This is a genomic window from Streptomyces sp. NPDC093600 (genome assembly GCF_044764755.1).
GTDB lineage: Bacteria > Actinomycetota > Actinomycetes > Streptomycetales > Streptomycetaceae > Streptomyces.
In genome coordinates this window covers 182,305-206,749 of the sequence record NZ_JBIWIU010000005.1, presented here as the reverse complement: position 1 = coordinate 206,749, position 24,445 = coordinate 182,305, and the positions used below count along the sequence as shown (strand labels likewise).

Below are 24,445 nucleotides of genomic sequence, written 5' to 3'. Positions count from 1 at the left end.
GGCGGCTCCGCCGTCCACCGGCCCGGCGGAGCGTGACCCCCGCCGGGCCCGTCCTCGGCGTCGGGTCGGTCAGCGGGTGACGTGCCTCTCCTTCCCGGCGGGGGCGGTCGGGGTCTCCCGGCTGGGCGCGCGTTCCGGTTCCGGTTCGGTGGCGCGGGCGGGGCGTTCCTCGCGGGCGGCCTCGGCGCGCAGCAGGGCGTTGAGCACGGCGAAGGGGTCGACGGGCATGGTGAAGCTCCTTGCGGTGGGGGGTGAGGGGCGGTGAGAGGTACGGGCCTCTCAGCAGCGCATCACCACGCAGCGCAGGGCGCGGTCGCTCGGGGCCGGGTGGGTCACGGACGCGGCGGCCCATGCGCGCCGGACGGGAGCGGGCGGGGCGGGCGGCCGTCCGCGCCGGGCGGCGGCCCGGCTCCGGGAGCGGGCCCGGCCCGGCGCCGCCGCCTCGGACTCTGCCGTGTCGTGGGCCTCTCCGCCGGGATCGGGCACGACGGAAGCGGCGTGTCCGGCCTCGGCCCCGCCGCCCCCGGCCGTCCCGCCGCAGATCCCGAACAGCGCGACGAGCAGGGCCAGCACGGGGACCACCCCGACGCGCCACCACGGCCGCCCGCGCCGAACGGGCGTGGCGGTGGCGGTGGCGGTGGCGGTGGCGGTGACGACCGTCGGCCCGGGGGCGCCCGTCGCGGGCGCTCCGGACGGGTCGGAGGGATCAGCCGGGCCGGAGGGACCAGCCGGGCAGGACAGGCCGGGCGGGCCAGCCGGACCCGACGGGTCGGCCCGGTCGGGGCGGGCAATGAGGGGCCCGGGCGCGCTGGGGGTGGCCGCCGGGGTGGCGGGGAGCGCGGACAGGGACCTCATGGAGATCCGTACTGCCCCGGTACGGCCGCACCGCCCCCTCCCCCGCGCCGGATCCGCTCGGGCGGCCTACGCCGCGGCGTCCGAATTCACCGGACCGGCACAGGCGCTCAGGCCGCCGCGCGCGCCTTGCGGGCCGACATCCACGCGTAGACGAGCACTCCCGCGAAGAGGAACAGCACGCCCTGGTAGACGGCGGCGTAGCCGGAGCCGGCCACCAGCCACATGGAGAAGGCGAAGGCCGCTCCGGCCAGGACCCCGTCGCGGATCAGGCGGCCGCGGTCGACGCGCTCGGACCGGCCGGAGAGGAGGAAGTAGATCTGGGCGGCGGTGGAGAGCAGGTACGGGACAGTGGCCGTGAAGGTGGTGACCAGGACCAGGATCTCGAAGACGCCCTTCGTGTCGGCCGTGTAGTTGTACACCGTGAGGAGCGACGCCAGGACGACGGTCACGACGACACCGACCGTCGGGACTCCGCGCCGCTTGTGCGCGAAGACCTTCGGGAAGAGGCCGTCCCGGGCGGCGGCGTACGGGGTCTGGGCGCTGAGCAGCGTCCAGCCGTTGAGCGCGCCGACCATGGAGACCAGCGCCATGCAGGCGATCGCCGTCCCGCCCCACGAGCCGCCGAACATCGCGTTCACGGCGTCGGAGAAGGGTGCGCCGGAGTCGACGAGCCGGTCGTGGGCGACGGTGCCGAAGACGGAGAGCGTGCCGAGGAGATAGATGGCGGCGGCGCCGAGCGTGCCGAGGACGGTGGCGCGGCCGACGTTGCGGCGTGCGTCGCGGACCTCGCCCGCGCTGACGGCGGCCGACTCGACGCCGAGGTAGGAGAAGAGCAGGATCGCCGCGGAGGCGGAGACGGCGCCGAGCGCGCTGTCGCCGTCGGCGAGGAAGGGCCCGAGGTTGGCGCTGTCGAAGAAGAACAGTCCGCCGACGGCGACGACCAGGAGCGGGACGAACTTCAGGACGGTCGCCACGAGCTGCACCGCGCCGACGTAGCGGGTGCCCGCGAGGTTGGCGAGGGCGGGCAGCCACTGGAGGGTGAGGGCCGCCGCGATGGTGGCGGCCTTCGACTCGTGGACGGGGATCAGGACGTCGAGGTAGCCGACGGCGGCGACGGCGAGGGCCGCGTTGGAGACCCAGGTGGTGATCCAGTACGACCAGGCGGCCAGGAACCCGGCGAAGTCGCCGAACGCCTCGCGGGCGTAGACGTACGGGCCGCCGGTCCGCGGGTGGCGCCGGGCGAGCCGCCCGAAGACCAGGGCGAGGGCGATCGCTCCCAGGGTGAGGACGCCGAAGGCGACGAGGCTGATGGTGCCGTAGGGGGCGACGGAGGCGGGCAGGAGGAAGATTCCGCCGCCGATGATGTTGCCCATGACCAGGGCCGTCGCGATGGGCAGTCCGAAGCGCCGGGCGTGCCTGTCGCCCTGGTCCCCGCCCTGCCCGCCGTGTCGCTCACCGTCGGCCCCGCCGCTCGGCGTGGTGGCGCGCGAGGTGTTCTGGGGAGAGGTGTCCTGTGGAGTTGTCGCCGTGCTCATGAGGGGGTGGTGCCTTCCGTCGTGCAAACCCGAATATCCTCGGGCAACGGCGAACACCCGTCCAAATCAGCTGGTTTTGTCCTGCCCGACCGGGCCATCAACCGGAAGAAGTACTTCCGTATTGTCCGTGGGCAGTGAAATCTGCAGCGGAACCTGCGGCCCCGCGCACTCCCTCAGCCAGCCGCGCAGCACCCGGTGCACCTGCTCGGCGCCCACCAGATCGGCCGGCGGCGGCGACAGCTCCACCGGCGACAGCAGGAAGGGGTACGCCTGCTCGCCGCCGAGGCCGCCGTGCGAGCCGATCTGCTCCTCGAAGGCGTGGACCGTGCCGGTCGCCGGGTCGTACTTCGAGTTGACCATGATGTCCGCGACGTGCGGGAAGCCGTCCGTGCGCCGCACCGCGTCCGCCGCGCCCGGCCCGAAGACGGCGAGCGGCCCGTCGTCGGCGAGCTCGGCGACCGGCACCTCCGCCCCGTCCCGGCCCAGCACCACCGAACCGTGCTCGGCGCTCGCGACCAGCAGGAAGCCGATGCCGGGGTGGTTGGCCAGGGTCCGCAGGAGAGCGGGATGGCGGCGGTCGATCTCCTCCTTGGTCATCCGGTGCGGGACGTCCGGGAAGGAGATCAGTCCCAGGTTGCCGGAGGCCAGCACCAGCGGCTCGGACGACCGGCCGGCCGGTGCCCCCGCCTCCCCGCTCTCCCGTGTCCCCTCGCCGTACTCGTCGTACTCGTCGTACTCGTCGTACTCGTCGACCGGGCGGTGCAGCGCGCTGCGCAGCGCGTCGCGCGCCGCGTCCCTGGCCTCGGAGCCGCTGGGCGTGCGCCCGGCCCTGCGCGGGACGGGCAGCCCGCACCCGGCCCGTACGAGGTCCTTGAGGGTGAGCCCGTAGGCGCTCTCGAAGGTCTCCCCTGGGCTCTGGCCGTGGTCGGAGAGGAGCACGATCCGGTACGGCCGGGGCGCGTGCTCCGCCACCTTCGCGATCAGCGCGATCGAGCGGTCGAGCCGCGCGAGGACCTGGTCGGTGTCCCGGCCGTGCGGCCCCGAGTGGTGCGCCACCTCGTCGTAGGCGACGAGGTCGGCGTAGACGGCGGTCCGTCCCGCCAGCATGTCCCCGATCACCGCGGCGACGACCACGTCCCGCTCGACGACGGTCGCGAAGGCCCGGATGAGGGGGTACGCGCCGCCCCGCGAGACCCGGGGCGTCTCCTTGCGCAGCCGCGCCCGGGTCGCCTGGACCGTCTCGCGGGCGGCCTCGGCGACGAACGACCCGGCGGTGCGTACGGCGTTGGCGGGGTCGGAGAAGTAGGCGAAGTAGCCGGCCCGCGAGCGGTTGCGGCGGCCTCGGCGGGCCGCCATGGAGAGCACGAGCGCGAGCTGGTCGGCGCCGCCGCTGAACAGGTTGCCGCGCGAGGCCCCGTCGACCGTCAGCAGCCCGCCGTCCCCGGTGCGTTCGATGGCCCGGCGCTGGAGTTCGACGGCGCCGGCCGGACGGTTGCTGACCATCAGCCGGCCGGTGTCCTTCTCGTACCAGCGGAACGCGGGCACGTCCTCGTTGGAGCCGTGCAGGATGCCGAGCTGGCTGGCGCCGGTCTGGCTGGACCAGTCGGTGCGCCAGGGCGTGAGCCGGTGGGTGGTGTCGAGCCAGCCGGCGACGGTCGGCATCAGCCCGGCGGCGACGGCGTCGCGGAGCACCTGGTGGCCGACGCCGTCGAGTTGCAGGAAGAGGGTGCCGTGGACGGGCTCGGGCCCGGGTCCGCCGGGAGCTCCGCTCGCCGGGCGGGTCCTGGTCCGGTCGGCGAGGCGGTAGAGGCGGCGGCGGTAGGCGTCGTCGTCGCGAACGGCGAGGGCGGTGGAGGTGGCCGAGGCGACGGCGGACATCACCGCGGCGACCACGACGGCGGTCTCCGGGTCGGCGGCGCCCCGCCCGTCGGGGATCAGCCAGAGCGCCACGAGCAGCAGCGAGCCGTTGAGGAAGAACACCAACAGGCCCAGTATCAGGGCCGGTACGAGCAGCAGGGCCCGTACGATCACGGGCCACACCAGCGCGCCGAGCAGGCCGAACGCGCCCGCGCCCCAGACAGCGGTGAGCGCGGTACGGGTGATGGTGTCGCCGTCGGGGGACTGGAGCTGGAAGTCGGGCAGCAGTCCGGCCAGGGCGAGCATGGTCAGGGTGGACACCGCCCAGACCACGATCACCCGCAACAGCGCGCCGCCCGCGGTCCGCCAGCGTCCGGCGATCCGCCCTCGCCCGTCTCCCACGCCTGTTCACCCTTCACCGGTTTCCTGCCTCAAGCGTGGCACAGCGCCTGCCCGGGCCGGGCGGACCGCTTGCCCCGGGGGAAGTGCTGCTCGGGCGGAAGTGCTCTGGCGGAAGGCTTGCTAGCAGCCGTCGTATCCGGCGGTGGGCATGGAGAGCCGGCGGTGGACGTCGGCCTTTCCGGCCGCGTCGTACGCAGGCTCGTCCAGGCCCGCGGTCTCCAGGCGTACGCCCCGCCGCTCGCACTCCGCGAAGAAGCCGGCGACGTCGGTCAAGGCCCGTGCGAGGACGCGTTCGTTGGGGGCGACGAAGAGGTCGACCGTGCCCGCTTCGACGTCGGCCCAGAGGGCGGCGTGGTCGGGGCGGATTCCGTAGAAGAGCAGCTGCCGTGCCACCACATAGCCCTTGTCGCGGGCCCAGCGGGTGCACATCGCGTGCTGGCTGCGGGTGTCGACCAGGAAGGGGTCGCTGTCGAGTTCCTCGAGCGGGGTGAGGCTGGCGATCGCCGCCACCCGAACGTCGTCCATGGGCCGACCCTACTCCGAAGCCGGACGGGCGAGGAGGGTGCGACCGGGCTCACGGCGGGGAGGAGTAGCCACAGGTGTGGCAGATCCTCCAGCCGTCCTGGGTGACCGCCAGGACGCCTCCGCAGCGCGGGCACTGCGCCGAATTGCCGATCGTCCCCTTGGTGCTCACCGCGGCTCCCATCGCCTCGCTGACGGATGGCTACCCCCGCGCCCCGCCCGGGACGCCCCCGCATCGCCCGCCGGGGCATCTACTCTCGTAACGGAGTGCCGAGGTCGTCGTCGACGGGAAGGGCGGGCGGGCCGGTGGAGGTCACCTGGTGGGGTCACGCCACGTGCACGGTCGAGGACTCCGGGGTCCGCTTCCTCACCGATCCGCTCTTCGCGCGCCGGCTCGCGCATCTGCGGCGGCGGCGCGGGGCGCTTCCGCCGCCCGAGGCCGCGGCCGCCGAGGCGGTGCTCGTCTCCCATCTGCACGCGGACCATCTCCATCTGCCCTCGCTCGCCCGGCTCGCGCCCGGGACCCGGCTGATCGTGCCGGACGGCGCCCCGCGCGCCGTGCCGGGGCTGCGGAGGCTGGACGGCCTCGGCCTGCGGCTGACCGAGATGGCGCCCGGCGACGAACTGGCGGTGGAGGGCGTGACCGTACGGGCCGTGCCGGCGCTGCACGACGGGCGGCGCCTTCCGGTGGGGCCGCACCGCTCCCCCGCCCTCGGCTATGTGGTCGAGGGCGAGGCGCGGACGTACTTCGCCGGGGACACCGGTCTCTTCGACGGTATGGCGGAGGCGGTGGGGCCGGTGGACGTGGCGCTCCTTCCGGTGGGCGGTTGGGGGCCGTATCTGGGCCACGGCCATCTGGACGCGGGGCGGGCGGCCCGGGCGCTGGCGGCGCTCGCGCCGGCCGCGGCGGTGCCGGTGCACTACGGCACGTACTGGCCGATCGGGATGGACGCCGTGCGGCCGCACGAGTTCCACGCGCCCGGTGACGAGTTCGTGCGGCACGCGGCGCGGCTCGCGCCGAAGGTGGCGGTGCATCTCCTCGGGCACGGCGAGCGGGTGCGGCCGGAGGTCGCCCGGTGATCGACGGGCTGCTGGAGGCGGTGCGGGAGCTGCCGCCCGAGTCGACGCAGCAGGCGGTCGGCTATCCCTCGCTGTTCCTGCTGGTGGCGCTGGGCGCGCTGGTGCCGGTGGTGCCGACGGGCGCGGTCGTCAGCTCGGCGGCCGTCGTCGCCTTCCACCAGACGGCGCCGCTCGCGCTGCTCTTCGTCTTCCTGGTGGCGGCCTTCGCTGCGCTCGTGGGTGATGTGGCGCTGTACTGGCTGGGGCAGCGCGGTGTCCGGTCGAAGAACGGTTCGCGGTGGCTCGCGGCGCTGCGCGGCCGGGCCGCTCCGGAGCGGCTCGCGCAGGCGAGGGAGCGGTTGGAGACTCATCAGGTGTCGGTGCTCGTCCTGTCGCGTCTTGTGCCGGCCGGGCGGATCCCGGTGATGCTGGCGTGCCTGCTCGCAGGCATGCCGCTGCGCCGGTTCGTCCGCGGGGACCTGCCGGCGTGTCTGGCGTGGGCGGCGACGTATCAGCTGATCGGGATTCTGGGCGGCTCGCTCTTCCCCGAGCCGTGGCAGGGCGTGGTGGCGGCGGTGGTCCTGGCGCTGCTGATCAGCGGGGCTCCTGGGTTGTGGCGTCGGATACGGGCAGCACGGGGCGAGGACGCGAACACATCAGGGGGCGAGCACGCGTGAGGCGCCGACCGGGAGGTCCCAGAGGTCCTCGCGGGGCAGACCGGCCCGATCCCAGGCGGCCCGGACCCGGGTGAGGGGTTCGAGGACCGGCTCGGAGGAGAGGACGAACGCCGCCCAGTGCATGGGCGCCATCCGTCGCGCGCCGAGGTCCTGGAACGCGCGGACGGCCTCCTCGGGGTCGGTGTGGACGTCGCGGAGCCACCAGCGCGGCGCGTAGGCGCCGATGGGGAGCAGCGCGAGGTCGATGCCGGGGTGGCGGCGGCCGATCTCGGTGAACCAGTGGCCGTAGCCGGTGTCCCCGGCGAAGTAGACCTGGCGGCCGGACGGGTCGGTGAGGACCCAGCCGCCCCACAGGGAGCGGCAGGTGTCGAGGAGGGTTCGCTTCGACCAGTGGTGGGCGGGGACGAACTCCACGCGTACGCCGTCGAGTTCGCACGCCTCCCACCAGTCGAGTTCGGTGACCCGGGTGAAGCGCCGGCGGGTGAACCAGCGGCCGAGTCCTGCGGGGACGAAGACGGGGGTGTCGCGGGGCAGCCGCTTGAGGGTGGGGGCGTCGAGGTGGTCGAAGTGGTTGTGGCTGATGACGACGGCGTCGACCCGGGGCAGCTCCTCCCAGGGCACTCCGACCGGGGTGATCCGGGCCGGGGTGCCGAGGATCCGGCGCGACCAGACGGGGTCGGTGAGGACGGTCAGACCGCCGATGCCGACGATCCAGCTGGCGTGTCCGGCCCAGGTGACGGAGACGGTGCCGGGTCCGGCGGCCGGCAGCGGGCCGGGCTCGTACGGCAGCAGCGGGATGTCGCGCAGCCCGTCGCGGCCGGGGCGCATGGTGCCCTCGCGGGCCAGCCGGGCCATGGCGCGGACTCCGGGGAGCGGGGCGGTGAGGCGGTCGGCGAAGGAGCGCGGCCAGTCTTCCCGGAGCCGCCCGAGGGGCTGGAGCACCGGGGCCGTGGGGACGCGGCGGGTGAGCGGGGGCTCGGCCGGGCGTGCCGTCTGTTCCGTCATCTGCGGGCTCCGTTCTCGGCGGCTCGTCGGGGATATCCGGTTCTGGGGTGGTGCCGGAGTTCCCCGGGGGTCACCGGAGTTCCTCCAGGGCGGCTCCGAAGGAGCCCAACGCGCGGCTCACGTGTGGCAGTTCCTCGGGCGCGTCCGCGGTGAGCGCCTCCTTCCGTTCCTCCTCGGTCGGGCCCAGGAGCGCTCCGGTGTCGAACCTGACCCGCAGCGCGCCGAGTTCGTCGCCGAAGCGGTGGCCGCCGGGGACGGGGGTGCCGAGCCGTTCGGTGAGATGGTTCTCCAGCTCCAGGGAGTCGGTGACGCCCCGGGCGGCGAGCCCGGCCCGCAGCGGTCCGAGGTCGGCGTAGAGATGGCGGCCGGCCTGCGGGGGCAGGGCGAGGGCTCCGGCGGTGAGGACGGCCCGGTGGGCGGCCGTGCCCACGCGCGCGTGGAGGGCGGCGCTCCGGGCGGCCCGTACGGTGACCTCCTCGGGTTCGTCGAGGGCGTACGCGGCGGCGGGGGCGACCGGGCCGGCGACGACGGCGCCGAGGGCGGTGAGGACGTCCAGGGCGCGGGCCCGCGGGTCGGCGTACCGGTCGTCGCGCGCGGGGGCGGTGGGCGGGAAGCGGGCGACGGCGCAGGGCCAGGCGGCGGGGGCGAGGGCGCCCGCCAGGTCGTAGAGGACGGTGACGTCGTCCGGGCACATCTCGGCGGGGCTGACCAGCACGGTGTCCTCGGGGTGGTGCAGGGTGTCGCGCCACGTCTCGTCGCTGATGATGTGCAGCCCTTCGGAGACGGCCGCCTCGCAGGCCTCGCGCACCAGTTCCGGTGGGGCGACGGTGCCGGTGGGGTCGTCGGCGACCGAGATCAGCAGCAGCCGGGGCTGTCCGCCCTCGGCGCGCACCCGCCGCACGGTCTCGAACAGGGCGTAGGGGTCGGGGATGCCGCCGCACTCCGCGGGGGTGGGCACGTGGTAGGCGGGGCGGCCGAGCAGGCGCGCCTGCGGCGTCCACCAGGCGGGGCACGGCCGGGGCATCAGGACGTCCCCGCCGTGGGCGGCGAGGAGGGCGAGCAGCAGGGGCTGGGCGCCGGGGGCGGCGACGACGTCCTCGGCGTGGGTGCGCAGTCCGCGCCGCCACCAGTACCCGCCGGCGGCCTCGCGCAGGACGGGGCCGCCGCCGGGCGGCTCGACGGCGCCGCGGCCGGCGGCCGCGGCGAGGATCGCGGCCTGCCCGGGGAGCACGGGCAGGTCGGGCTCCGGCGTGGGCGGCCCGTAGCGCACCGGGCCGCGGCCTTCCGGAGCCGTCTGTCGCATCTTCCGTACCTCCTGAGCCACGGGCGGCGCACGCCCATGGCGCCACTGCCCTTTATACGAAGATTCATGGGGACTCGCCGCCGCAAAGGACGGCGCCGGCGGGTGGTCGACGGGCGCCGGGCCGGGTGCCGCCGGAGCGGAGCGGTGCGCGCGGCACGCGCCGCCGTCGGGGTGACGGGAGGGGGGCTCGGGGGCGGGGGCGGTCGTCGTCTGCCCGGGCGGGGGCACAGGCGGCCCTCCCGACCGCCGACCGGTCGCCGGGGTCGGGTCACGGGGGCCCGGTCCGGGAGGGCCGGCCGCACGGGCGGTCCTCCTCAGTCCGCCGTCGGGTGCGCCCGCCGTCGGCCCTCCCGGACCGGCGACCGGTCGCCGGGGTCAGCGCACCAGGACCCGCTCCAGCATCAGCTCGACCGCCGATACGATCGCGTCCGCGTCGATCCCCGCCTCGTGGAGCTGTTCCTCCGGCGTCGCGGAGGCGGGCATCGAGCGGACGGCGAGCCGGGCCAGGCGGGGCACGTCGCCGTGGCCGTTGGCGTACGCCTCGGCGACCGCGTCGCCGATCCCGCCCTCGGGCCGGTGGTCCTCGACGGTCAGGACGCAGCCCGTGGTGCCGGCCGCCTGGTCGAGGGTGGCGGTGTCCACCGGCTTGACCGAGTACAGGTCGATGACCCGTACGGGCAGGCCGAGCTCCTCCAGCCGGTCGGCGGCACGCAGCGCCTCGTGGACGGTGACCCCGGCGGCGACGATGGTCGCGCGGTCGTCCTCGCCGTGGCTGCGCAGCACCTTGCTGCCGCCGACCGGGAACTCCTCGTCGGGGCCGTAGAGGACCGGGGACGCGCCGCGCGACGTGCGCAGATAGCGGACGCCGTCCAGGTCGGCCATCGCCGTGACCAGCTTCGCCGTCTGGTTGGGATCGCAGGGGTAGAGGACGGTGCTGCCGTGCACCGACCGCATCATCGCCAGGTCCTCCAGGCCCATCTGGCTGGGCCCGTCCTGGCCGATGGCGACACCGGCGTGGGAGCCCACCAGGTTGATCCCTGCCCTGCTGACGGCCGCCATCCGGATGAAGTCGTGGGCGCGGGTGAGGAAGGCGGCGAACGTCGAGGCGTACGGGACGTATCCGCGCGCCTGGAGCCCCACGGCGGCCGCGACGAGCTGCTGCTCGGCGATCCAGCATTCGAAGTGGCGTTCGGGATGCGCCTTGGCGAAGAACTCGGTGCGCGTGGAGTCGCCGACCTCGCCGTCGAGCGCCACGACGTCACCGCGCACGGCGCCGAGGGCGGCGAGGGCCTCTCCGTAGGCGTTGCGGGTGGCGACCTCCTCGCCGCCCTTGTCGTAGCGCGGGAGGTCCGGCGCGCGGCCCCGCTCGTGGCGGGGGACCTGTGCGGCGGGCGGGTCGGTCACATCGACCTGGAGGTCGCTGGTGCCGCCCAGCTCGGCGACGGCGGCCTCGGCGTCCGGGAGCGGTTTGCCGTGCATGCCCTCGCGGTTCTCCACGGCGGCCACACCCCGGCCCTTGCGGGTGGCGGCGAGGATCGCGGTGGGGCGCCCGACGGTGGCGCGGGCCTCCCGCAGCGCCGCGTCCACGGCGTCGACGTCGTGCCCGTCGATCGGCACGGTGTGCCAGCCGAAGGCTTCGAGGCGGGCCGCGTAGGCGCCCAGATCGTGCTGGTGGCGGGTGGGTCCGCGCTGGCCGAGCCGGTTGACGTCGACGATCAGCGTGAGGTTGTCGAGCCGGCAGTACGACGCGTGCTCCACGGCCTCCCAGATCGACCCCTCGGCCATCTCGCTGTCCCCGCAGACCACCCACACCTGGTACGGGACGTGGTCGAGGAACTTCCCAGCGAGCGCCATGCCGACCCCGACGGGCAGGCCCTGGCCCAGGGAGCCGGTCGCGACGTCGACCCAGGGCAGCCGGGGCGTGGGGTGGCCTTCGAGGAGGCTGCCGCGGCGGCGGAAGGTGAGCAGTTCCCCGTCGGCGACGACGCCGGCCGCCCGGTACATGGCGTAGAGCAGGGGCGAGGCGTGGCCCTTGGAGAGGATGAGGCGGTCGTTGCCCGGATGGTCGGGGCGGTCGAAGTCGTAGCGTAGGTGGCGGGCGAGGAGGACGGCGCCGATCTCCGCCGCAGACATCGAGGAGGTGGGATGGCCCGAGCCGGCCGCGTCGGCGGCTCGCACGGAGTCGACCCTGAGCTGCTGGGCGAGCGCGGACAACGTTTCGTTCATGGCGGACCTTCCTCCACGCGTTCTTCTGTCGCGGCGGGCGGGCACTGGCGGCGGTGCACACCACGCGGGTGCCCACGCAGCCGGGGAGTAACCCGGGTCGTCCACCGGCACCTTGTCCGTATTCCAAGATTTGCATCTCACTATGCGGCGGTGCGGCGTACGGTGGCCCCACCCACTCACCCAAGGGAGTCCGGTCATGACCCAGAAGTCCGCGCACCAGGAGACCGCCGTCTACACCCACGGCCACCACGAGTCGGTGCTGCGCTCGCACAGCTGGCGCACCGCCGCCAACTCCGCGGCGTATCTGGTCCCGGAGCTGCGGCCGGGTCTGGACGTCCTGGACGTGGGCTGCGGGCCGGGCACCATCACCGCCGATCTGGCCGCACTGGTCGCGCCGGGCCGGGTGACGGCGGTGGACGCGGCCGAGGACGTCCTCGCCAAGGCGCGCGCCACCGCCGCCGAACGGGGCGTTCGGAACGTGGAGTTCGCGGTCGCCGACGTGCACGACCTGGACTTCCCCGACGACTCCTTCGACGTCGTCCACGCCCATCAGGTGCTGCAGCACGTCGGCGACCCGGTGCGGGCGCTGCGCGAGATGCGGCGGGTGTGCCGTCCCGGCGGGCTGGTGGCCGCCCGCGACAGCGACTACGGCTCCTTCGCCTGGTACCCGGAGCCGCCGGCCCTGGCCGAGTGGCGCGAGCTGTACCGCCGGGTCGCGCGCGCCAACGGCGGTGAACCGGACGCCGGACGGCGGCTGTTCGCCTGGGCGCGGCAGGCCGGGTTCACCGACGTCACGACGACCGCGGCGACCTGGTGTTTCGCCACCCCGGAGGAGCGGGCGTGGTGGAGCGGGCTGTGGGCGGACCGTACGACCGAGTCCGTCTACGCGAAGCTGGCGGTGGACGGCGGCCACACCACCCGGGAACGGCTTGCCGCGATCGCCGAGGCGTGGCGGGAGTGGGGCCGGCGGGAGGACGCCTGGTTCATGGTGCCGCACGGCGAGATCCTGTGCCGGGTCTCCTGACGGCCCGCCCCGTTCAACTAGGGTCGTCCGTATGGACATTCTCGGAACCACGCTGCGTGTCTGTGTCGACGACCTCGACGAGGCGGTCGGCTTCTACGAGCGGCTCACCGGCGGCCGCGCCCTGCGCTTCGAGCGTGGTGGCGTCTCGGTCGCGGCCGTCGGGTGTTTCCTGCTGATGAGCGGCCCGGAGTCGGAGCTGGAGGTGCTGCGGAAGGTGGCGGCCACCATCTCCGTCCAGGATGTGGACGCCGCGTTCACCTCGCTCACCGAGGCCGGCGCGAAGGTCCTGGCCGGCCCGGTGCCGACCCCGGCGGGCCGCAACCTCATCGCGGTCCACCCGGACGGCTCGGTCTTCGAGTACGTCGACCAGCGCCGGGACCAGGCCGCCTTCCGGAACGCGTAGGGCTCCTCGTTCGTCAGGCGCCGGCGAAGGCGGACACCACGAGGTCCGTGAGGAGCGCGCCGGCGGTGCCCCCGGGGCGTGCGCGCAACTCCGCTCGTGAGGTCAAGACACCTAGGGCGGGGCGGTGATCGCCCAGCGTTCGTGGTCGCGCCAGGCGCCGTCGATGAAGAGCATGGCGGGCGAGAAGCCTTCGAGGCGGAATCCGGCGCGGCGCACCAGGGCGCGGGAGGCGGCGTTGCCCGGCTGGATGTTGGCCTCCAGGCGGTGCAGTCCGAGCGGGCCGAAGGCGTACGGCAGGAGGAGTCCCAGCGCCTCGCTCAGGAGTCCGCGGCCGGCGGCGTGCGCGAAGGCGCCGTAGCCGAGGGCTCCGCTGAGGAAGGCGCCGCGGACGATGTTGTTGATGTTGACGAATCCGGCGAGCCGACCGCCCTCCTCGCGTTCGCAGACGAGGAACCCCTCCCTCGCCGGGTCCTCGTCCATCGCCCGCGCGTAGGCCGCGTACGCCTGGAGGTGGTCCGGCGGGAAGAGCCAGGGGCGGTGCAGCTCGCGGCTGGCGCGGACGTGGGCGGTGAACTCCTCCGCGTCGCCCGGTGTGTAGGGCCGCAGCCCCACACGGGGGCCCGCGGTGAGGTATCGCCCAGGGTCGTCGATCACCTTGCCAGGCTATCCCCGGACGCCGCCCCCGGACGCGTCCGGGTGAGGCCACGCGAGCCGCCGGCCGCCCGGTCAGTGGTGCGAGAGCACCAGCCGCGGTTCGTCCTCGGAGGCGTCGGCCGCCGGGTCGGGGCGCTCGATGAGGAGGGCCGTGACGACGCCGATGCCGAGCAGGGCTAGCGCCGCGTACATCGCGTGCTGGTAGCCGGCCTCGGTGACGCCCTGGGCGTCGCTGCCCGCCGTGATCATGGCGGAGGCGAGGGCGATGCCGAGCGAGGCACCGATACCGAAGCAGGCCCCGTTGAGCCCGGAGAGCGAGCCCGGCTTGTCCTTGGGGGCGGTGGTGACGGCGAGGCCGTTGAGGCCGGTGAGCATGAAGCCGCCGTAGGTGACACCGAGCGCGGCCAGCGCGGCGACCAGGACCCACTCCTGGTGCAGGAAGAACGTGGCGAAGAGGAAGATCGCGAAGTTGGCGACGGCGCCGGCGACCACGATCGTGCGCCAGCCGATCTTCGGACCGAGGCGGCCGGTCAGCGGGGCGGAGACCACGCCGATCAGTTGGATGGGGGTGAGGAAGAGGACGGCCGCGGTGACGGCGGAGAGGCCGAGGCCGACGCGTGCGTCCTGGGAGAACAGCGGGATGGTGAGCGCGATGGCTCCGAAGGCGCCGCCGAGGGTGCAGACCGTGGTGAGCAGCAGCGGCCAGGCGCGGCGGGAGGCCAGGACCTCGATGTCGATGACGGGGTCGGCGGCGCTCTTCTGCGACACGACGAAGAAGGCGAGCGAGGCGAGGCCGCCGAGCAGGAAGCCGAGGGTGAGGACAGAAGTCCAGCCCCAGGCGGCGCCCTGGGCGAGGCCGACGAGGATGCCGGTGAGGCCGAGCGCGAGGGCGGCGATGCCCCGGGAGTCGAGACGGCCCTCGGGGGCGGTGGCCGGGACGTCGGGGACGTACTTCCGTACGCCGATCAGGCCCGCGACCGCGATCAGCGTCGAGCAGACGAAGATGCCGCGGAAGCCGATGGTGTCGGCGATCTGGCCGCCGGCGATGGCGTCGACGCCCGCCAGGCCGCCGTTGACGGCGGTGATGATGCCCGCCGCCTTGCCGAAGCCGGCCGGGGTGAGCAGCTGGTTCAGGGTGAGGAAGGCGAGGGTGAACATCGCGGCGGAGATGCCCTGGAGGACACGGCCGGCGATGAAGACCTCGATGTTGGGCGCGAAGACGCAGAGCAGGTTACCGGCGATCAGCACGAAGGCGCAGACGATCATCATCGGCTTGCGGCCCCGCTGGTCGCTGAGGCGCGCGAGGGTGACCTGGCCGATGGCCGCCATCAGGAAGAACAGGGTCTGCGAGAGACCGGCGGCGGCCGTGGTGGTGCCCAGGCGCTCGATGACATCCGGCAGCGCGGGGCTGAGCATCGTGGCGTTGATCTGGTAGCCGAGGACGGCCAACACCATCGCCAGGAGCATGGGCCCGCGGCCGCTGAGGTCGGATTTTGCTGACATGTCGGCCCCTTTGCCTTGGATGTCACGTCGTTACGCACGCCACTCGTCGAGCTTGTCTGACAAGCAGTGCCACGACAGGCTGGACTCTACGCGCGTCACACGTCAAGACCCTTTGACCTGTGAATCCGAATACCGTTGACTTGCCGACAAGTCGGTGGAGGAGGGGCAGTGGCAGTCAGCGGACAGCAACGGCGACCCGTCGTGGTGCTCTACGAACGGATCGCGGACGCCATCCACGACGGCACCTATCCCCCGGGCTCGACCCTCCCCTCGGAGCCCAAGCTCGCGACCGAACTGGGGGTGAGCCGCCCCGCCCTGCGCGAGGCGCTGCTCCTGCTCCAGGAGGACGGACTGCTCTCGGTACGGCGCGGGGTCGGCCGGACCGTCGCCGACCGTCCGCCGCGGCGCGGTTTCGAGCACATCCAGCCACTGGAAGAGCTGATCGGGGCGGGCGCCCCGCTGACCGTCCGGGCGCTGCTGCGGACAGTCGAGGAGCCCACCGACTTCACCACCCAGCATCTGCTCGCCCCGGCCAGGTCGGAGCTGCGGTTCTGGGAGTCCCTGCTGGCCGGGGAGGGTACGGCGGCCGCGCTCAGCCAGGAGTGGGCGGCCGCCGACGACGTACTGGAGCGGGCGCACCCCGACTTCGCGCGGGCCCTGCGCACCGAGCCGGCGGCCGGGCGCACCTCGATGCTGGCGGTGCTCGCCGGGGCCTCGCGCGGGGTGCCGCTGGGGGCGCACAGCAGTGTGACCGCGACCCTGCTCGGCCAGCGCCGGGGGGAGCAGCTGGGGCGCCCGGCCGACACCCCGGCCGTACTGGTCACCCAGGTGGTCCGGGTGGGCGAGACCCCGGTCCTGGCCGCCAAGCACATGCTCCCGACGGGCGCTCCCGCGCTGCCGGTCCTCCAGTCGAACTGACCCGGCGACTGACCCTCCGGGCGACCGCCGACGTCTCTGTCGCCGCCGTCACAGCGACCGGGCCGGGCTTGGCGTACACTTCCCCGCCATGCACTTGTCTGACAACCCCGCCGCACCCGTCGCGCCCACCGTCTCCGAGTGGATCAGGCGGGCCCCGAAGGCCGTTCTCCACGACCACCTCGACGGCGGGCTGCGCCCCGCCACGATCGTCGAGCTGGCGCGTGAGTGCGGCTACACCGCGCTGCCGACCGAGGACCCGGCCGAGCTGGCGGTCTGGTTCCGGGACGCCGCCGACTCCGGTTCGCTGGAGCGGTACCTGGAGACCTTCGCCCACACGTGCGCGGTGATGCAGACCCGCTCCGCCCTGGAGCGGATCGCGGCCGAGTGCGCCGAGGACCTGGCGGCGGACGGGGTCGTCTACGCCGAGATCCGCTACGCCCCCGAACAGCACCTGGAGGGCGGGCTGACCCTCGACGAGGTCGTCGAGGCGGTCAACGACGGCTTCCGCGAGGGCGAGCGCCGCTCCGGCGGCCGGATCACCGTCCGCACCCTGCTCACCGGCATGCGCCACACCGACCGCTCGCTGGAGATCGCGCGGCTCACCGTCGCCCACCGGGAGAACGGCGTCGCCGGCTTCGACATCGCGGGCGGCGAGATCGGCAACCCGCCGGCCCGCCACCTCCCCGCCTTCCAGCACCTGAAGCGGAACAACTGCCACTTCACCATCCACGCGGGCGAGGCGGTCGGCGCCGAGTCGATCCACGAGGCCGTGCAGATCTGCGGCAGCGAGCGCATCGGCCACGGCGTGCGGATCACGGACGACATCGCCGAGGACGGCACCCTGGGCCATCTCGCCGCGTACGTCCGTGACAACCGCATCGCCCTGGAGGTCTGTCCGACCTCCAACCTCCAGACGGGTGCCGCCAAGGACTACGCCTCGCACCCGATCGACGAGCTGCGCCGGCTCGGTTTCCGGATCACCCTCAACACCGACAACCGTCTGGTCTCCGGCACCACCATGAGCCAGGAGTTCCAGCACATGGTGGACGCCTTCGGGTACGGCCCGGAGGTCTTCGAGGAGTTCACCGTCGCCGCGCTCGACGCCGCCTTCCTGCCGCTGCCGGAGCGGCAGCGGCTGATCGACGAGGTCGTCCGCCCGGGCTACGCGGCGCTCTAGCGGAAGCGGATCAGCGGACCCAGCGGATCAGCGGACGACACCCTCGACGACCGGCAGTTCCAGTGTCCCCGTGTCCTCGGGGGCGCTGGTGACGGTCACCGGCTTGACGCCCTGGTTGCCCAGGTACGCCGTGTCGCTGGCGGCGATCACGAACTCCAGCCGGTGGCCCGTCTCGTAACGGTGCACGATCCCCGGCAGCTCGACCGTGAACGGCCGGGTCGCGTCGGGCACCCGAACCGGCGCGACGAGCCGGTTGACCAGGGTCTTCTTCCCGTCCGGGGCGATGTCGTAGATCTTGGCGAAGAGGACGAGCTTGTCTGCGGCGTCGCCGGAGTCCTGGACGCGCTCGGTCTGCGGGGAGACGACCCGGAGCGTGGCCCTCGGTGCGCCGACGACGTCGACGGGCGCGGTGAGCGGGGCGCTGGTCCAGCCCAGGTAGGTGCCCCGGGTGTCGTACGGCTGGGGGTCGGGCAGTCCGATCAGACCGGCGAGCGAGGCCTCCGAGTGGCTCGTCGGAACGGGCCAGTTGGTGTACTGGCGTGAGCCCCGGGCGACCTTGGTCCGGTTGTCGACGAGCTTGCCGTCCCCGGAGAGGTAGAGCCGCTGGCTGAGCCCGGGCACCCTCGCGGCGGTGCCGTAACCGCTCCGCCAGTCGCGGTAGTAGGCGAACTCGGGCCCGGTGTCGGCCTTCCGGTCGCCCAGCAGATACCGGTCGAACCACGCGAGCACACGCCGGCCCACGTAGCTGGTCTCCAGGTTGCCCTGCCCGAGGTCGAGTTCCCCGGCCGCCGGATCGGTGATCCCGCCGCTGTGCCCCCAGGACTGCCAGATCATCTTGGTGTCGACGCCGCGCGCCTCCAGGTGTTCGTAGGTGTCCTGGGCCTCGTTGAGGGTGAAGAGGCTGTCGGACTGGCCCTGGACGATCAGCGTGGGCGCCTTGACCCGGTCGAGGTAGGACATCGGGGAGACGCTCCGGGCGAAGTCGAGCATCTTCCGCGTCTCGGCGTCCGGGTAGCGGCCGGAGTTGAGCAGCCGCATGGTGTCGCAGGCGTCGGTGACGAAGTGCAGACAGCGCAGGGAGTTGAACCGGCTGGGGTCGAGGGACGGCGCCAGCAGCGGCTGGCCCTCGCCTATGAGGTAGAAGCCGTTGGCCCACTGCCACTTGAAGACGCCGGGGGTCGCGCGGTCGGCACTGTTCGGGGCGAGGGAGTAGGCGAGGTCGTTCCAGGTGATGAGGGGGACGAGGGCGTCGAGCCGGGGGTCGACGGAGGCGGTGGCGAGCTGGATCGCGCCGCCGTAGGAGCCGCCGATCATGCCGACCCGGGGGTCGGAGGCCCCGTCGCGCAGGACGAAGTCGGCGCGGGTCCCGTCGTCGGCGGCTCGGGCGCCGCCGAGGAAGTCGACGAGCCGGGAGGCGGCCTGTCCGTCGATGCGCGGGTCGTCGAGTGAGATCAGACAGCCCGACGCGCCGAAGCCGAGGCCGGAGTAGACGAGTCCGACGAAGCCGCGGGCGGCGAAGGCCTTGCCGATGGCGTCGGTGGATCCGTCTTTCTTGCTCCCGCCGAAGCCGTTGGTGGCGAGGACCGCGGGCGCCGGATTGTCGGCGTCCACTCCGGCGGGCCGGTAGAGGTCGGCGTCGATCACACAGCTGCGGCCGCCCGCCTCGACGGTGAACGTCAGCGGGGTGACGGTGTACGCGCCGGGCTCGGCCGCTTGCACCGGCCCCGCGAACGCGAGCGGCGCCGCCAGCGCCGTACCGGCCACCAGGGCGAGGGCCTTCCGGGATCGGGGCAGGGCACGGGACACGGAGACCTCCACGCTGAGGACACATGAACGGCACGGGCCCCTCGGCTTACCGACTGGTCAGTACGGGGCAGGGCCCATGGTGTGACGCCTGTCATAGCCGCGTCAACGCCTGTGACAAGGGTCGTTGACGGAGATTCAGTAAAGGTGCGGGGGCAGGCGTTGAGCAGGGTCGGCTCACCACGGGCCGAGCCGAGCGGAGTTCGGCCCGGCGCGACGGGACCGAGCAGGTTCGGCTCAACGCGCCGGACCGAACAGGTTCGGCCCGACGCGCCGGACGAGCCGGTTCGGCTCAACGCGGGCCATGGCTCGACCCGGCCGGAGGCCAGGCCGGTTCACGTCAGCGCGGGTACGTCCAGGGTGAGCGTCCCCGACCCGGCGTCCAGCACCCCCGGCACCCCGAGCGGGACGGTCAGCGCCGTCTCGCCGTGCCCGAAGCCCATCTCCTCCACCACCGGGACCCCGAGGCCGCCGAGCCGGTCGGCGAGGACCGCGCGGACGTCTTCGTACGGCCCGCACTCGGCCCAGGAGCCCAGGCCGACGGCCGCGACCCCGTCCAGCCAGCCGGAGCGCAGCAGTTGGGTGAGGACCCGGTCCAGGCGGTACGGCTCCTCCCCCACGTCTTCCAGGAGCAGCAGGCCGCCCCGGGCGGAGGGGCGGGCGTGCGGGGTGGACAGGTCGGCGGCGAGAAGGCTGACGCATCCGCCGAGAGTGACGCCGTGGGCCCGGCCCGGCACCAGCGGCCTCGCGGTCTCCAGTCCCAGCGTGCGTACCGACTCGGGCTCGAACAGCGCGGCCCGCAACGACTCCTGGGTGCGGGGGTCCTTGAGGAAGGTCGCCGCCGCGACCATCGGCCCGTGCAGGGTGGCGAGCCCCGCGCGTACCGCGAAGGCCTCGTGCAGGGCGGTGATGTCGCTGTAGCCGACGAGAACCTTGGGGCCGGCCGCCCGGATCGCCGTCCAGTCGAGCAGGTCCACCATCCGCTGGACGCCGTAGCCGCCCCGGGCGCAGATCACCGCCGCCACGCCGGGGTCGCACCAGGCCTCCTGGAAGTCCCGGGCGCGCGCCGCGTCCGTACCGGCGAGGTAGTCCAACTCCGGGTGTCGATGCAGGACATGGGGGGCCACCACCGGCTCAAGACCCCAGCCGCGCAGGATGCCGAGGCCGTCCGCGAGCCGCTCCTCGGGCACGGGGCCGCTCGGCGCGACGACCGCCACACGGTCCCCGGGGCGCAGCCGGCCGGGCCGGGTCAGCTCCCGGGCCCTCGCCGCGGGGTTCGCCGGCGTCCCCCGGTCGGCCGTCACTTCCGCAGCTCCAGGAGCGGGACGTCCGGCCGGTCGATGCCGAAGGTCTGGACGTACAGCGAGAGTTCGGCCTCCAGGGCCCGGATCATCGTCTCGGCGCGCCGGAAGCCGTGGCTCTCGCCCTCGAAGGTGAGGTAGGCGTGCGGGACGCCCCGCCCGGCGATCGCGGCCAGGAACCGTTCGCTCTGGGCGGGCGGGCAGATCACGTCGTCGAGCCCTTGGAGCAGCAGGAACGGGGCGGAGATCCGCTCGACACGGTGGAGCGGCGAGCGTTCTCGGTAGCGCGCCGGGACCTCGGCGAGCGGGCCGATGAGCGACTCCGGATAGCGGGATTCGAAATCGTGGGTCTCGCCGGTGGCCCAGCCGAGGAGGTCGAGGATGGGGTAGATGATCGTGCCGCAGGCGTAGAGGTCGCTGCCGGCCAGGGAGGCGGCGGTGGTCCAGCCGCCGGCGCTGCCGCCGCGGATCGCGAGCCGTGCCGGGTCGGCGGTGCCCTCGGAGGCGAGCGCCTCGGCCACCGCGGCGCAGTCCTCCACGTCGACGACGCCCCACTGTTCGCGCAGCCGTTCGCGGTACTCGCGGCCGTATCCGGTGGAGCCGCCGTAGTTGACCTCGGCGACGCCGATCCCCCGGGAGGTGAAGTAGGCGATCTCCAGGTCGAGGACGAGGGGGGCGTGCCCGGTCGGTCCGCCGTGCGCCCACACCACATAGGGCGGCAGCTCCTCGGCGGGGCCGATCCGGTCCGGGCTGTGCGGCGGGTAGACGTGTGCGTGGATCTCGCGGTTGTCGGGTCCGGTGAAGGTACGGATCTGGGGCTCGGGGTAGTACGCGGGGTCGACCGGGTCGTCGTGGGCCGAGCCGACGACGCGGGCCCGGCCGGTGACGGTGTCGAGCTCCACGATCTCGTAGCCGCTGCGGGGGCTGGCGGCGACGCCGGCGACCCGGGTGCCGTGCGCGGCGAGCGTGGGGGCCCACTCGGTCCAGGGGCCCGCGGCGTCGACGAGCTCGCCGCTGTCCGGGTCGAGTATCCCGAGGGCGGTCGCCCCCTTGCCGTGGACGACGGCGACCAGGCCGTTCTCCAGGGGCTGGAACCAGCTGAGGCCGATCTTCCACAGGGGGCCGCCGAACTCCTCGGCGCGGGGGCACAGGGCGGCCGGCTCGCCGTCCGGGCCCGAGCGGTAGAGGTTCCACCAGCCGCTGCGGTCGCTGAGGTGCAGCAGCTGCCCGTCGGCGGTCCAGCCGACCTGCGGCACGGACTCCTCGGGCCCGCCGGCGACGGACCGGACGTCCGCGAAGGCGCCGTCGGCCGTGACGTCGGCGAGCAGGACCTCCGTACCGTCCCAGGGCATCCGGGGGTGGTCCCAGCCGATCCAGGCGACCCGTCGGCCGTCCGGGGAGAGCCGGGGCCCGGTGACGAAACGATGGCGGCCGTCGGTCAGTTCACGGATGGCCGACCGGTCGTCCGCCGCCGATCCGTCCAGGGGGACGGCGGCCAGGACCCGGCGCACATCGGTCGGCGCGGGCCCGGTGAACTCCTCCAGGACGCACCAGACCTCGCCCCGCTCGGGGCGGATCACGGGGTCCGCCCAGCGCAGGCCGCCGCCGCCGACGGCGGAGACGGGCGTCAGGGGCCGGGGGGCGGCCAGGGCGCCGTCGCCGTCCGGCTCGTACGCGTACAGCCGCTGGTCGGGGAAGTGAGCGAAGACGATCAGGGGCCCGCCGGCCTCCCGCGCGTGTCCCGCCCAGGGCTGCCCGCCGTACTCGATCACCCGGCTGCGCACGTTCCACGGGAGGGGGAGGGCCTGTTCCTCGGCCCCGTCGGCGCGTCGGCGCATCAGAGTGCGCCGGCCGCCCTCGGCGGGGCGCGGCGCCGTCCACCACAGCTCGTCGCCGACGGCGCCGAGATACTCGGGGCGTCCGTCGCGGGAGGCGGCCAGCGCGGCGCCGATGGGAGAGGGCCAGCTGCCGTAGGGGCCCGTGGGTACCATGCCGACTCCTCTCAGGCGGACCGGAGATAGTGGTCGAGGACGCGGACGCCGAAGTGCAGCGCGTCGACGGGGACGCGCTCGTCGACGCCGTGGAACATCGCGCCGTAGTCCAGCTCCGGGGGGAGCTTCAGCGGGGAGAAGCCGTAGCCGGTGATCCCGAGCCGGGAGAACTGCTTGGCGTCGGTGCCTCCGGACATGGCGAACGGCACGACATGGCCGGCCGGGTCGAAGTGCTCCACGGCGGCCCGCAGCTTGGCGAAGGTCGGGGAGTCGACGGGGGCTTCCAGAGGGACCTCGCGGTGGTGGAACTCCCACTCCACGTCAGGCCCGGTGAGCCGGTCCATGGTCGCGGCGAACTCCTCCTCGCCGCCGGGCAGCATGCGGCCGTCGACATAGGCGACGGCGTGGCCCGGGATGACGTTCACCTTGTAACCGGCCTCCAGCATCGTGGGGTTGGCGCTGTTGCGGACGGTCGGTTCGACCAGGGCGGCGGCCGGGCCGAGCTTCTCCAGGAGCCGGTCGACGTCGAAGCCGTCGGCGGAGACGTCCGTCTCGATGCCGTACAGCGCGGCCAGTTCGGTGAGCGCGGCCCGTACGGTCGGCGTGAGACGGACCGGCCACGCGTGGTCGCCGATGCGGGCGACGGCGGCCGCGAGCCGCGTGACGGCGTTGGCGGTGTTCACCTTGGAGCCGTGGCCGGCCCGGCCGTGGGCGGTCAGCTTGACCCAGGCGGTGCCCCGTTCACCGGCCGCGATCGGGTAGAGCGTCATGCCGGGGTGCGGGTGGAAGCTGAACGCCCCGGATTCGCTGATGCCTTCCGTGCAGCCTTCGAACAGGCCGGGGTGCTGGTCGGCGAGGTAGCCCGAGCCGTCCTCGGCGCTGGCCTCCTCGTCGGCGGTGTACGCGAGGACGATGTCGCGGCGCGGCCGGATTCCCTGGCGGGCCCAGGAGCGGACCACGGCGAGCACCATCGCGTCCATGTTCTTCATGTCGACGGCCCCGCGCCCCCACACCACTCCGTCGCGGACCTCGCCGGAGAAGGGGTGCACGGCCCAGTCGGCGGGCTCGGCCGGGACCACGTCCAGATGGCCGTGGACGAGCAGGGCGTCGGCGGACGGGTCGGTGCCCTCGATCCGGGCCACCACGTTGGTGCGGCCGGGCGTCCGCTCCAGGAGGGCGGGTTCGAGGCCGGTGGCGGCGAGGCGTTCGGCGACGTACTCGGCCGCGGGCCGCTCACGGCAGTCCCCGCCGCCCCTGTTGGTGGTGTCGATCCGGATCAGCTCGGAGGTGAAGGTCACCACCTCGTCGAGGGCCGCGGCGTCGGGCCGCTGGGTCGGCTCAGCCATACTGCTCCTCCACGGCGGCCGAGACGATGGTCGTGACCGCCTTGAACGTGCGAATGCCTTCGTACATCGTCTCGCTGGTGTACGCGACGCGGCGTTCGCCGCTCCGTGCCGTGCCGGGCACCACCGTGGCGGCGGCCGCGAGATGCTCGGCGTCGAACTCCAGCTCCACCGTGAACGGCCCGCCCCGCACCGGCTCGTGCCGTACGGCGAGGCTTGCCGCCGCCTTGGCCGCCGCCCGGATCTCGGCGGCCGTACGGGCCGGGGTGCGGCACACCGCCGCGTACCGCGAGACATGGTCCTTGACCGCGACCTTGTGTGCCTCGGGCGCGTACCCGAGGGCGTCCTCGCAGGTCAGGTCGTCCCCGGTGACGAGGACGACCGGCACGCCGTACTCCGCCACCACATGGGCGTTGAGCAGGCCCTCGCTCGCCCGCTCGCCGTTCAGCCACACGCCGGTGATGGAGTTGGCGAGATAGGTGTGGGCGAGCACACCCTCGGCGCCCGCGCCGGTGTGATAGCCGACGAAGGCGATGCCGTCGACGTCGCCGTGCTGCACGCCCTCCACCATGGAGAGCGACTTGTGCCGGCCGGTGAGCATCTCGGCCCGCTCGTCGAGCCGTTCGAGGAGCAGGTTCCGCATCGTCCAGTGCGCCTCGTTGACGAGCACCTCGTCGGCGCCGCCGTCGAAGAAGCCGAGCACCGCCGCGTTCACGTCGGAGGTGAACATGGACCGGCACCGCTCCCACTGCGGCGTCCCCGGCAGCACGTCGGCGGGCCAGGTGACGCCGGTGGCGCCTTCCATGTCGGCGCTGATCAGGATCTTCATGCCTGGAAACCGTACGCGGCGACCGGCGGCACGACCACCCCTGTGGACAAGTGTCGGT

The 24,445-nt window shown here is 73.9% G+C and carries 21 protein-coding genes; 6 read left to right on the top strand and 15 right to left on the bottom strand.

Annotated features, from left to right (window positions below; translation table 11 throughout):
• Positions 1 to 69: 69 nt before the first annotated feature.
• The 5 genes from ACIRB4_RS15675 to ACIRB4_RS15655 all read right to left on the bottom strand — a co-directional run bounded on the left by ACIRB4_RS15675 (position 70) and on the right by ACIRB4_RS15655 (position 5,174).
• A complete protein-coding gene (locus tag ACIRB4_RS15675) occupies positions 70 to 228 on the bottom strand; it encodes a hypothetical protein (RefSeq protein WP_403291542.1) in 159 nt (52 codons plus the stop codon).
• A 51-nt stretch (positions 229 to 279) separates the two neighbouring features.
• Positions 280 to 855, bottom strand: a complete 576-nt coding sequence (locus ACIRB4_RS15670; RefSeq protein WP_403291541.1) for a hypothetical protein — start codon at positions 853 to 855, stop codon at positions 280 to 282.
• A 107-nt stretch (positions 856 to 962) separates the two neighbouring features.
• The gene (locus ACIRB4_RS15665) at positions 963 to 2,390 is read right to left on the bottom strand and encodes an amino acid permease (protein ID WP_403291539.1); all 1,428 of its coding nucleotides are present in this window, start codon (positions 2,388 to 2,390) and stop codon (positions 963 to 965) included.
• Positions 2,391 to 2,456: 66 nt separating this feature from the next.
• On the bottom strand, positions 2,457 to 4,649 hold the full coding sequence (locus tag ACIRB4_RS15660; RefSeq protein ID WP_403291537.1) for a phage holin family protein: 2,193 nt from the start codon (positions 4,647 to 4,649) through the stop codon (positions 2,457 to 2,459).
• A 120-nt stretch (positions 4,650 to 4,769) separates the two neighbouring features.
• The gene (locus tag ACIRB4_RS15655) at positions 4,770 to 5,174 is read right to left on the bottom strand and encodes a recombinase family protein (RefSeq protein WP_403291535.1); all 405 of its coding nucleotides are present in this window, start codon (positions 5,172 to 5,174) and stop codon (positions 4,770 to 4,772) included.
• A gap of 303 nt (positions 5,175 to 5,477) precedes the next feature.
• Between ACIRB4_RS15655 and ACIRB4_RS15650 the strand changes: the two genes are divergently transcribed.
• Together ACIRB4_RS15650 and ACIRB4_RS15645 are read left to right on the top strand one after the other, a co-directional pair.
• Entirely contained in the window at positions 5,478 to 6,251 is a 774-nt protein-coding gene (locus ACIRB4_RS15650; protein WP_403291851.1) for an MBL fold metallo-hydrolase, read from the top strand.
• On the top strand, positions 6,248 to 6,907 hold the full coding sequence (locus ACIRB4_RS15645; protein ID WP_403291533.1) for a DedA family protein: 660 nt from the start codon (positions 6,248 to 6,250) through the stop codon (positions 6,905 to 6,907). The genes ACIRB4_RS15650 and ACIRB4_RS15645 overlap by 4 nt, the downstream gene beginning before the upstream one ends.
• Here ACIRB4_RS15645 and ACIRB4_RS15640 read toward each other — a convergent pair.
• From ACIRB4_RS15640 to ACIRB4_RS15630, 3 genes are all read right to left on the bottom strand, one after another.
• A complete protein-coding gene (locus tag ACIRB4_RS15640) occupies positions 6,887 to 7,912 on the bottom strand; it encodes an MBL fold metallo-hydrolase (RefSeq protein WP_403291532.1) in 1,026 nt (341 codons plus the stop codon). The two genes, ACIRB4_RS15645 and ACIRB4_RS15640, sit on opposite strands and share 21 nt — an antisense overlap.
• Before the next feature lie 70 nt (positions 7,913 to 7,982).
• Entirely contained in the window at positions 7,983 to 9,215 is a 1,233-nt protein-coding gene (locus ACIRB4_RS15635; RefSeq protein WP_403291530.1) for an aminotransferase class I/II-fold pyridoxal phosphate-dependent enzyme, read from the bottom strand.
• Positions 9,216 to 9,590: 375 nt separating this feature from the next.
• On the bottom strand, positions 9,591 to 11,441 hold the full coding sequence (locus tag ACIRB4_RS15630) for a transketolase (RefSeq protein WP_403291529.1): 1,851 nt from the start codon (positions 11,439 to 11,441) through the stop codon (positions 9,591 to 9,593).
• A 196-nt stretch (positions 11,442 to 11,637) separates the two neighbouring features.
• Here ACIRB4_RS15630 and ACIRB4_RS15625 point away from each other — a divergent pair, with 196 nt between their 5' ends.
• Entirely contained in the window at positions 11,638 to 12,465 is an 828-nt protein-coding gene (locus ACIRB4_RS15625; protein ID WP_403291528.1) for a methyltransferase domain-containing protein, read from the top strand.
• Positions 12,466 to 12,496: 31 nt separating this feature from the next.
• A complete protein-coding gene (locus ACIRB4_RS15620) occupies positions 12,497 to 12,868 on the top strand; it encodes a VOC family protein (RefSeq protein ID WP_403291526.1) in 372 nt (123 codons plus the stop codon).
• A gap of 111 nt (positions 12,869 to 12,979) precedes the next feature.
• Here the strand turns inward: ACIRB4_RS15620 and ACIRB4_RS15615 are convergent, their stop codons facing one another.
• The gene (locus tag ACIRB4_RS15615) at positions 12,980 to 13,522 is read right to left on the bottom strand and encodes a GNAT family N-acetyltransferase (protein ID WP_403291524.1); all 543 of its coding nucleotides are present in this window, start codon (positions 13,520 to 13,522) and stop codon (positions 12,980 to 12,982) included.
• 72 nt (positions 13,523 to 13,594) lie between these two features.
• Positions 13,595 to 15,025, bottom strand: a complete 1,431-nt coding sequence (locus tag ACIRB4_RS15610; RefSeq protein WP_403291522.1) for an MFS transporter — start codon at positions 15,023 to 15,025, stop codon at positions 13,595 to 13,597.
• A gap of 168 nt (positions 15,026 to 15,193) precedes the next feature.
• On the opposite strand from ACIRB4_RS15610, the gene ACIRB4_RS15605 reads away from it, so the two are divergent.
• Both ACIRB4_RS15605 and ACIRB4_RS15600 read left to right on the top strand, forming a co-directional pair.
• The gene (locus ACIRB4_RS15605) at positions 15,194 to 15,943 is read left to right on the top strand and encodes a GntR family transcriptional regulator (RefSeq protein ID WP_403291520.1); all 750 of its coding nucleotides are present in this window, start codon (positions 15,194 to 15,196) and stop codon (positions 15,941 to 15,943) included.
• Between the two features lie 88 nt (positions 15,944 to 16,031).
• Positions 16,032 to 17,120 (top strand): adenosine deaminase, encoded by a 1,089-nt coding sequence (locus tag ACIRB4_RS15600; RefSeq protein ID WP_403291519.1) that lies wholly within the window; start codon positions 16,032 to 16,034, stop codon positions 17,118 to 17,120.
• A gap of 27 nt (positions 17,121 to 17,147) precedes the next feature.
• Here ACIRB4_RS15600 and ACIRB4_RS15595 read toward each other — a convergent pair whose 3' ends face one another.
• From ACIRB4_RS15595 to ACIRB4_RS15575, 5 genes are all read right to left on the bottom strand, one after another.
• Positions 17,148 to 18,926, bottom strand: a complete 1,779-nt coding sequence (locus ACIRB4_RS15595) for a CocE/NonD family hydrolase (RefSeq protein WP_403291517.1) — start codon at positions 18,924 to 18,926, stop codon at positions 17,148 to 17,150.
• Positions 18,927 to 19,258: 332 nt separating this feature from the next.
• The gene (locus ACIRB4_RS15590; RefSeq protein ID WP_403291515.1) at positions 19,259 to 20,227 is read right to left on the bottom strand and encodes an LD-carboxypeptidase; all 969 of its coding nucleotides are present in this window, start codon (positions 20,225 to 20,227) and stop codon (positions 19,259 to 19,261) included.
• Positions 20,224 to 22,215 (bottom strand): prolyl oligopeptidase family serine peptidase, encoded by a 1,992-nt coding sequence (locus tag ACIRB4_RS15585; RefSeq protein WP_403291514.1) that lies wholly within the window; start codon positions 22,213 to 22,215, stop codon positions 20,224 to 20,226. Before ACIRB4_RS15585 ends, ACIRB4_RS15590 begins: the two co-directional genes overlap by 4 nt.
• A gap of 11 nt (positions 22,216 to 22,226) precedes the next feature.
• On the bottom strand, positions 22,227 to 23,561 hold the full coding sequence (locus ACIRB4_RS15580; protein WP_403291512.1) for a M20/M25/M40 family metallo-hydrolase: 1,335 nt from the start codon (positions 23,559 to 23,561) through the stop codon (positions 22,227 to 22,229).
• Positions 23,554 to 24,387, bottom strand: coding sequence for a M55 family metallopeptidase (locus ACIRB4_RS15575; protein ID WP_403291510.1), 834 nt, complete (start codon positions 24,385 to 24,387; stop codon positions 23,554 to 23,556). The genes ACIRB4_RS15580 and ACIRB4_RS15575 overlap by 8 nt, the downstream gene beginning before the upstream one ends.
• Positions 24,388 to 24,445: the final 58 nt, after the last annotated feature.

Coding starts and splice junctions, on each gene's coding strand:
- ACIRB4_RS15675 (WP_403291542.1), bottom strand. CDS start 228: ATGCCCGTCGACCCCTTCGCCGTGCTCAACGCCCTGCTGCGCGCCGAG.
- ACIRB4_RS15670 (WP_403291541.1), bottom strand. CDS start 855: ATGAGGTCCCTGTCCGCGCTCCCCGCCACCCCGGCGGCCACCCCCAGC.
- ACIRB4_RS15665 (WP_403291539.1), bottom strand. CDS start 2,390: ATGAGCACGGCGACAACTCCACAGGACACCTCTCCCCAGAACACCTCG.
- ACIRB4_RS15655 (WP_403291535.1), bottom strand. CDS start 5,174: ATGGACGACGTTCGGGTGGCGGCGATCGCCAGCCTCACCCCGCTCGAG.
- ACIRB4_RS15640 (WP_403291532.1), bottom strand. CDS start 7,912: ATGACGGAACAGACGGCACGCCCGGCCGAGCCCCCGCTCACCCGCCGC.
- ACIRB4_RS15635 (WP_403291530.1), bottom strand. CDS start 9,215: ATGCGACAGACGGCTCCGGAAGGCCGCGGCCCGGTGCGCTACGGGCCG.
- ACIRB4_RS15630 (WP_403291529.1), bottom strand. CDS start 11,441: ATGAACGAAACGTTGTCCGCGCTCGCCCAGCAGCTCAGGGTCGACTCC.
- ACIRB4_RS15625 (WP_403291528.1), top strand. CDS start 11,638: ATGACCCAGAAGTCCGCGCACCAGGAGACCGCCGTCTACACCCACGGC.
- ACIRB4_RS15620 (WP_403291526.1), top strand. CDS start 12,497: ATGGACATTCTCGGAACCACGCTGCGTGTCTGTGTCGACGACCTCGAC.
- ACIRB4_RS15610 (WP_403291522.1), bottom strand. CDS start 15,025: ATGTCAGCAAAATCCGACCTCAGCGGCCGCGGGCCCATGCTCCTGGCG.
- ACIRB4_RS15600 (WP_403291519.1), top strand. CDS start 16,032: ATGCACTTGTCTGACAACCCCGCCGCACCCGTCGCGCCCACCGTCTCC.
- ACIRB4_RS15585 (WP_403291514.1), bottom strand. CDS start 22,215: ATGGTACCCACGGGCCCCTACGGCAGCTGGCCCTCTCCCATCGGCGCC.
- ACIRB4_RS15580 (WP_403291512.1), bottom strand. CDS start 23,561: ATGGCTGAGCCGACCCAGCGGCCCGACGCCGCGGCCCTCGACGAGGTG.
- ACIRB4_RS15575 (WP_403291510.1), bottom strand. CDS start 24,387: ATGAAGATCCTGATCAGCGCCGACATGGAAGGCGCCACCGGCGTCACC.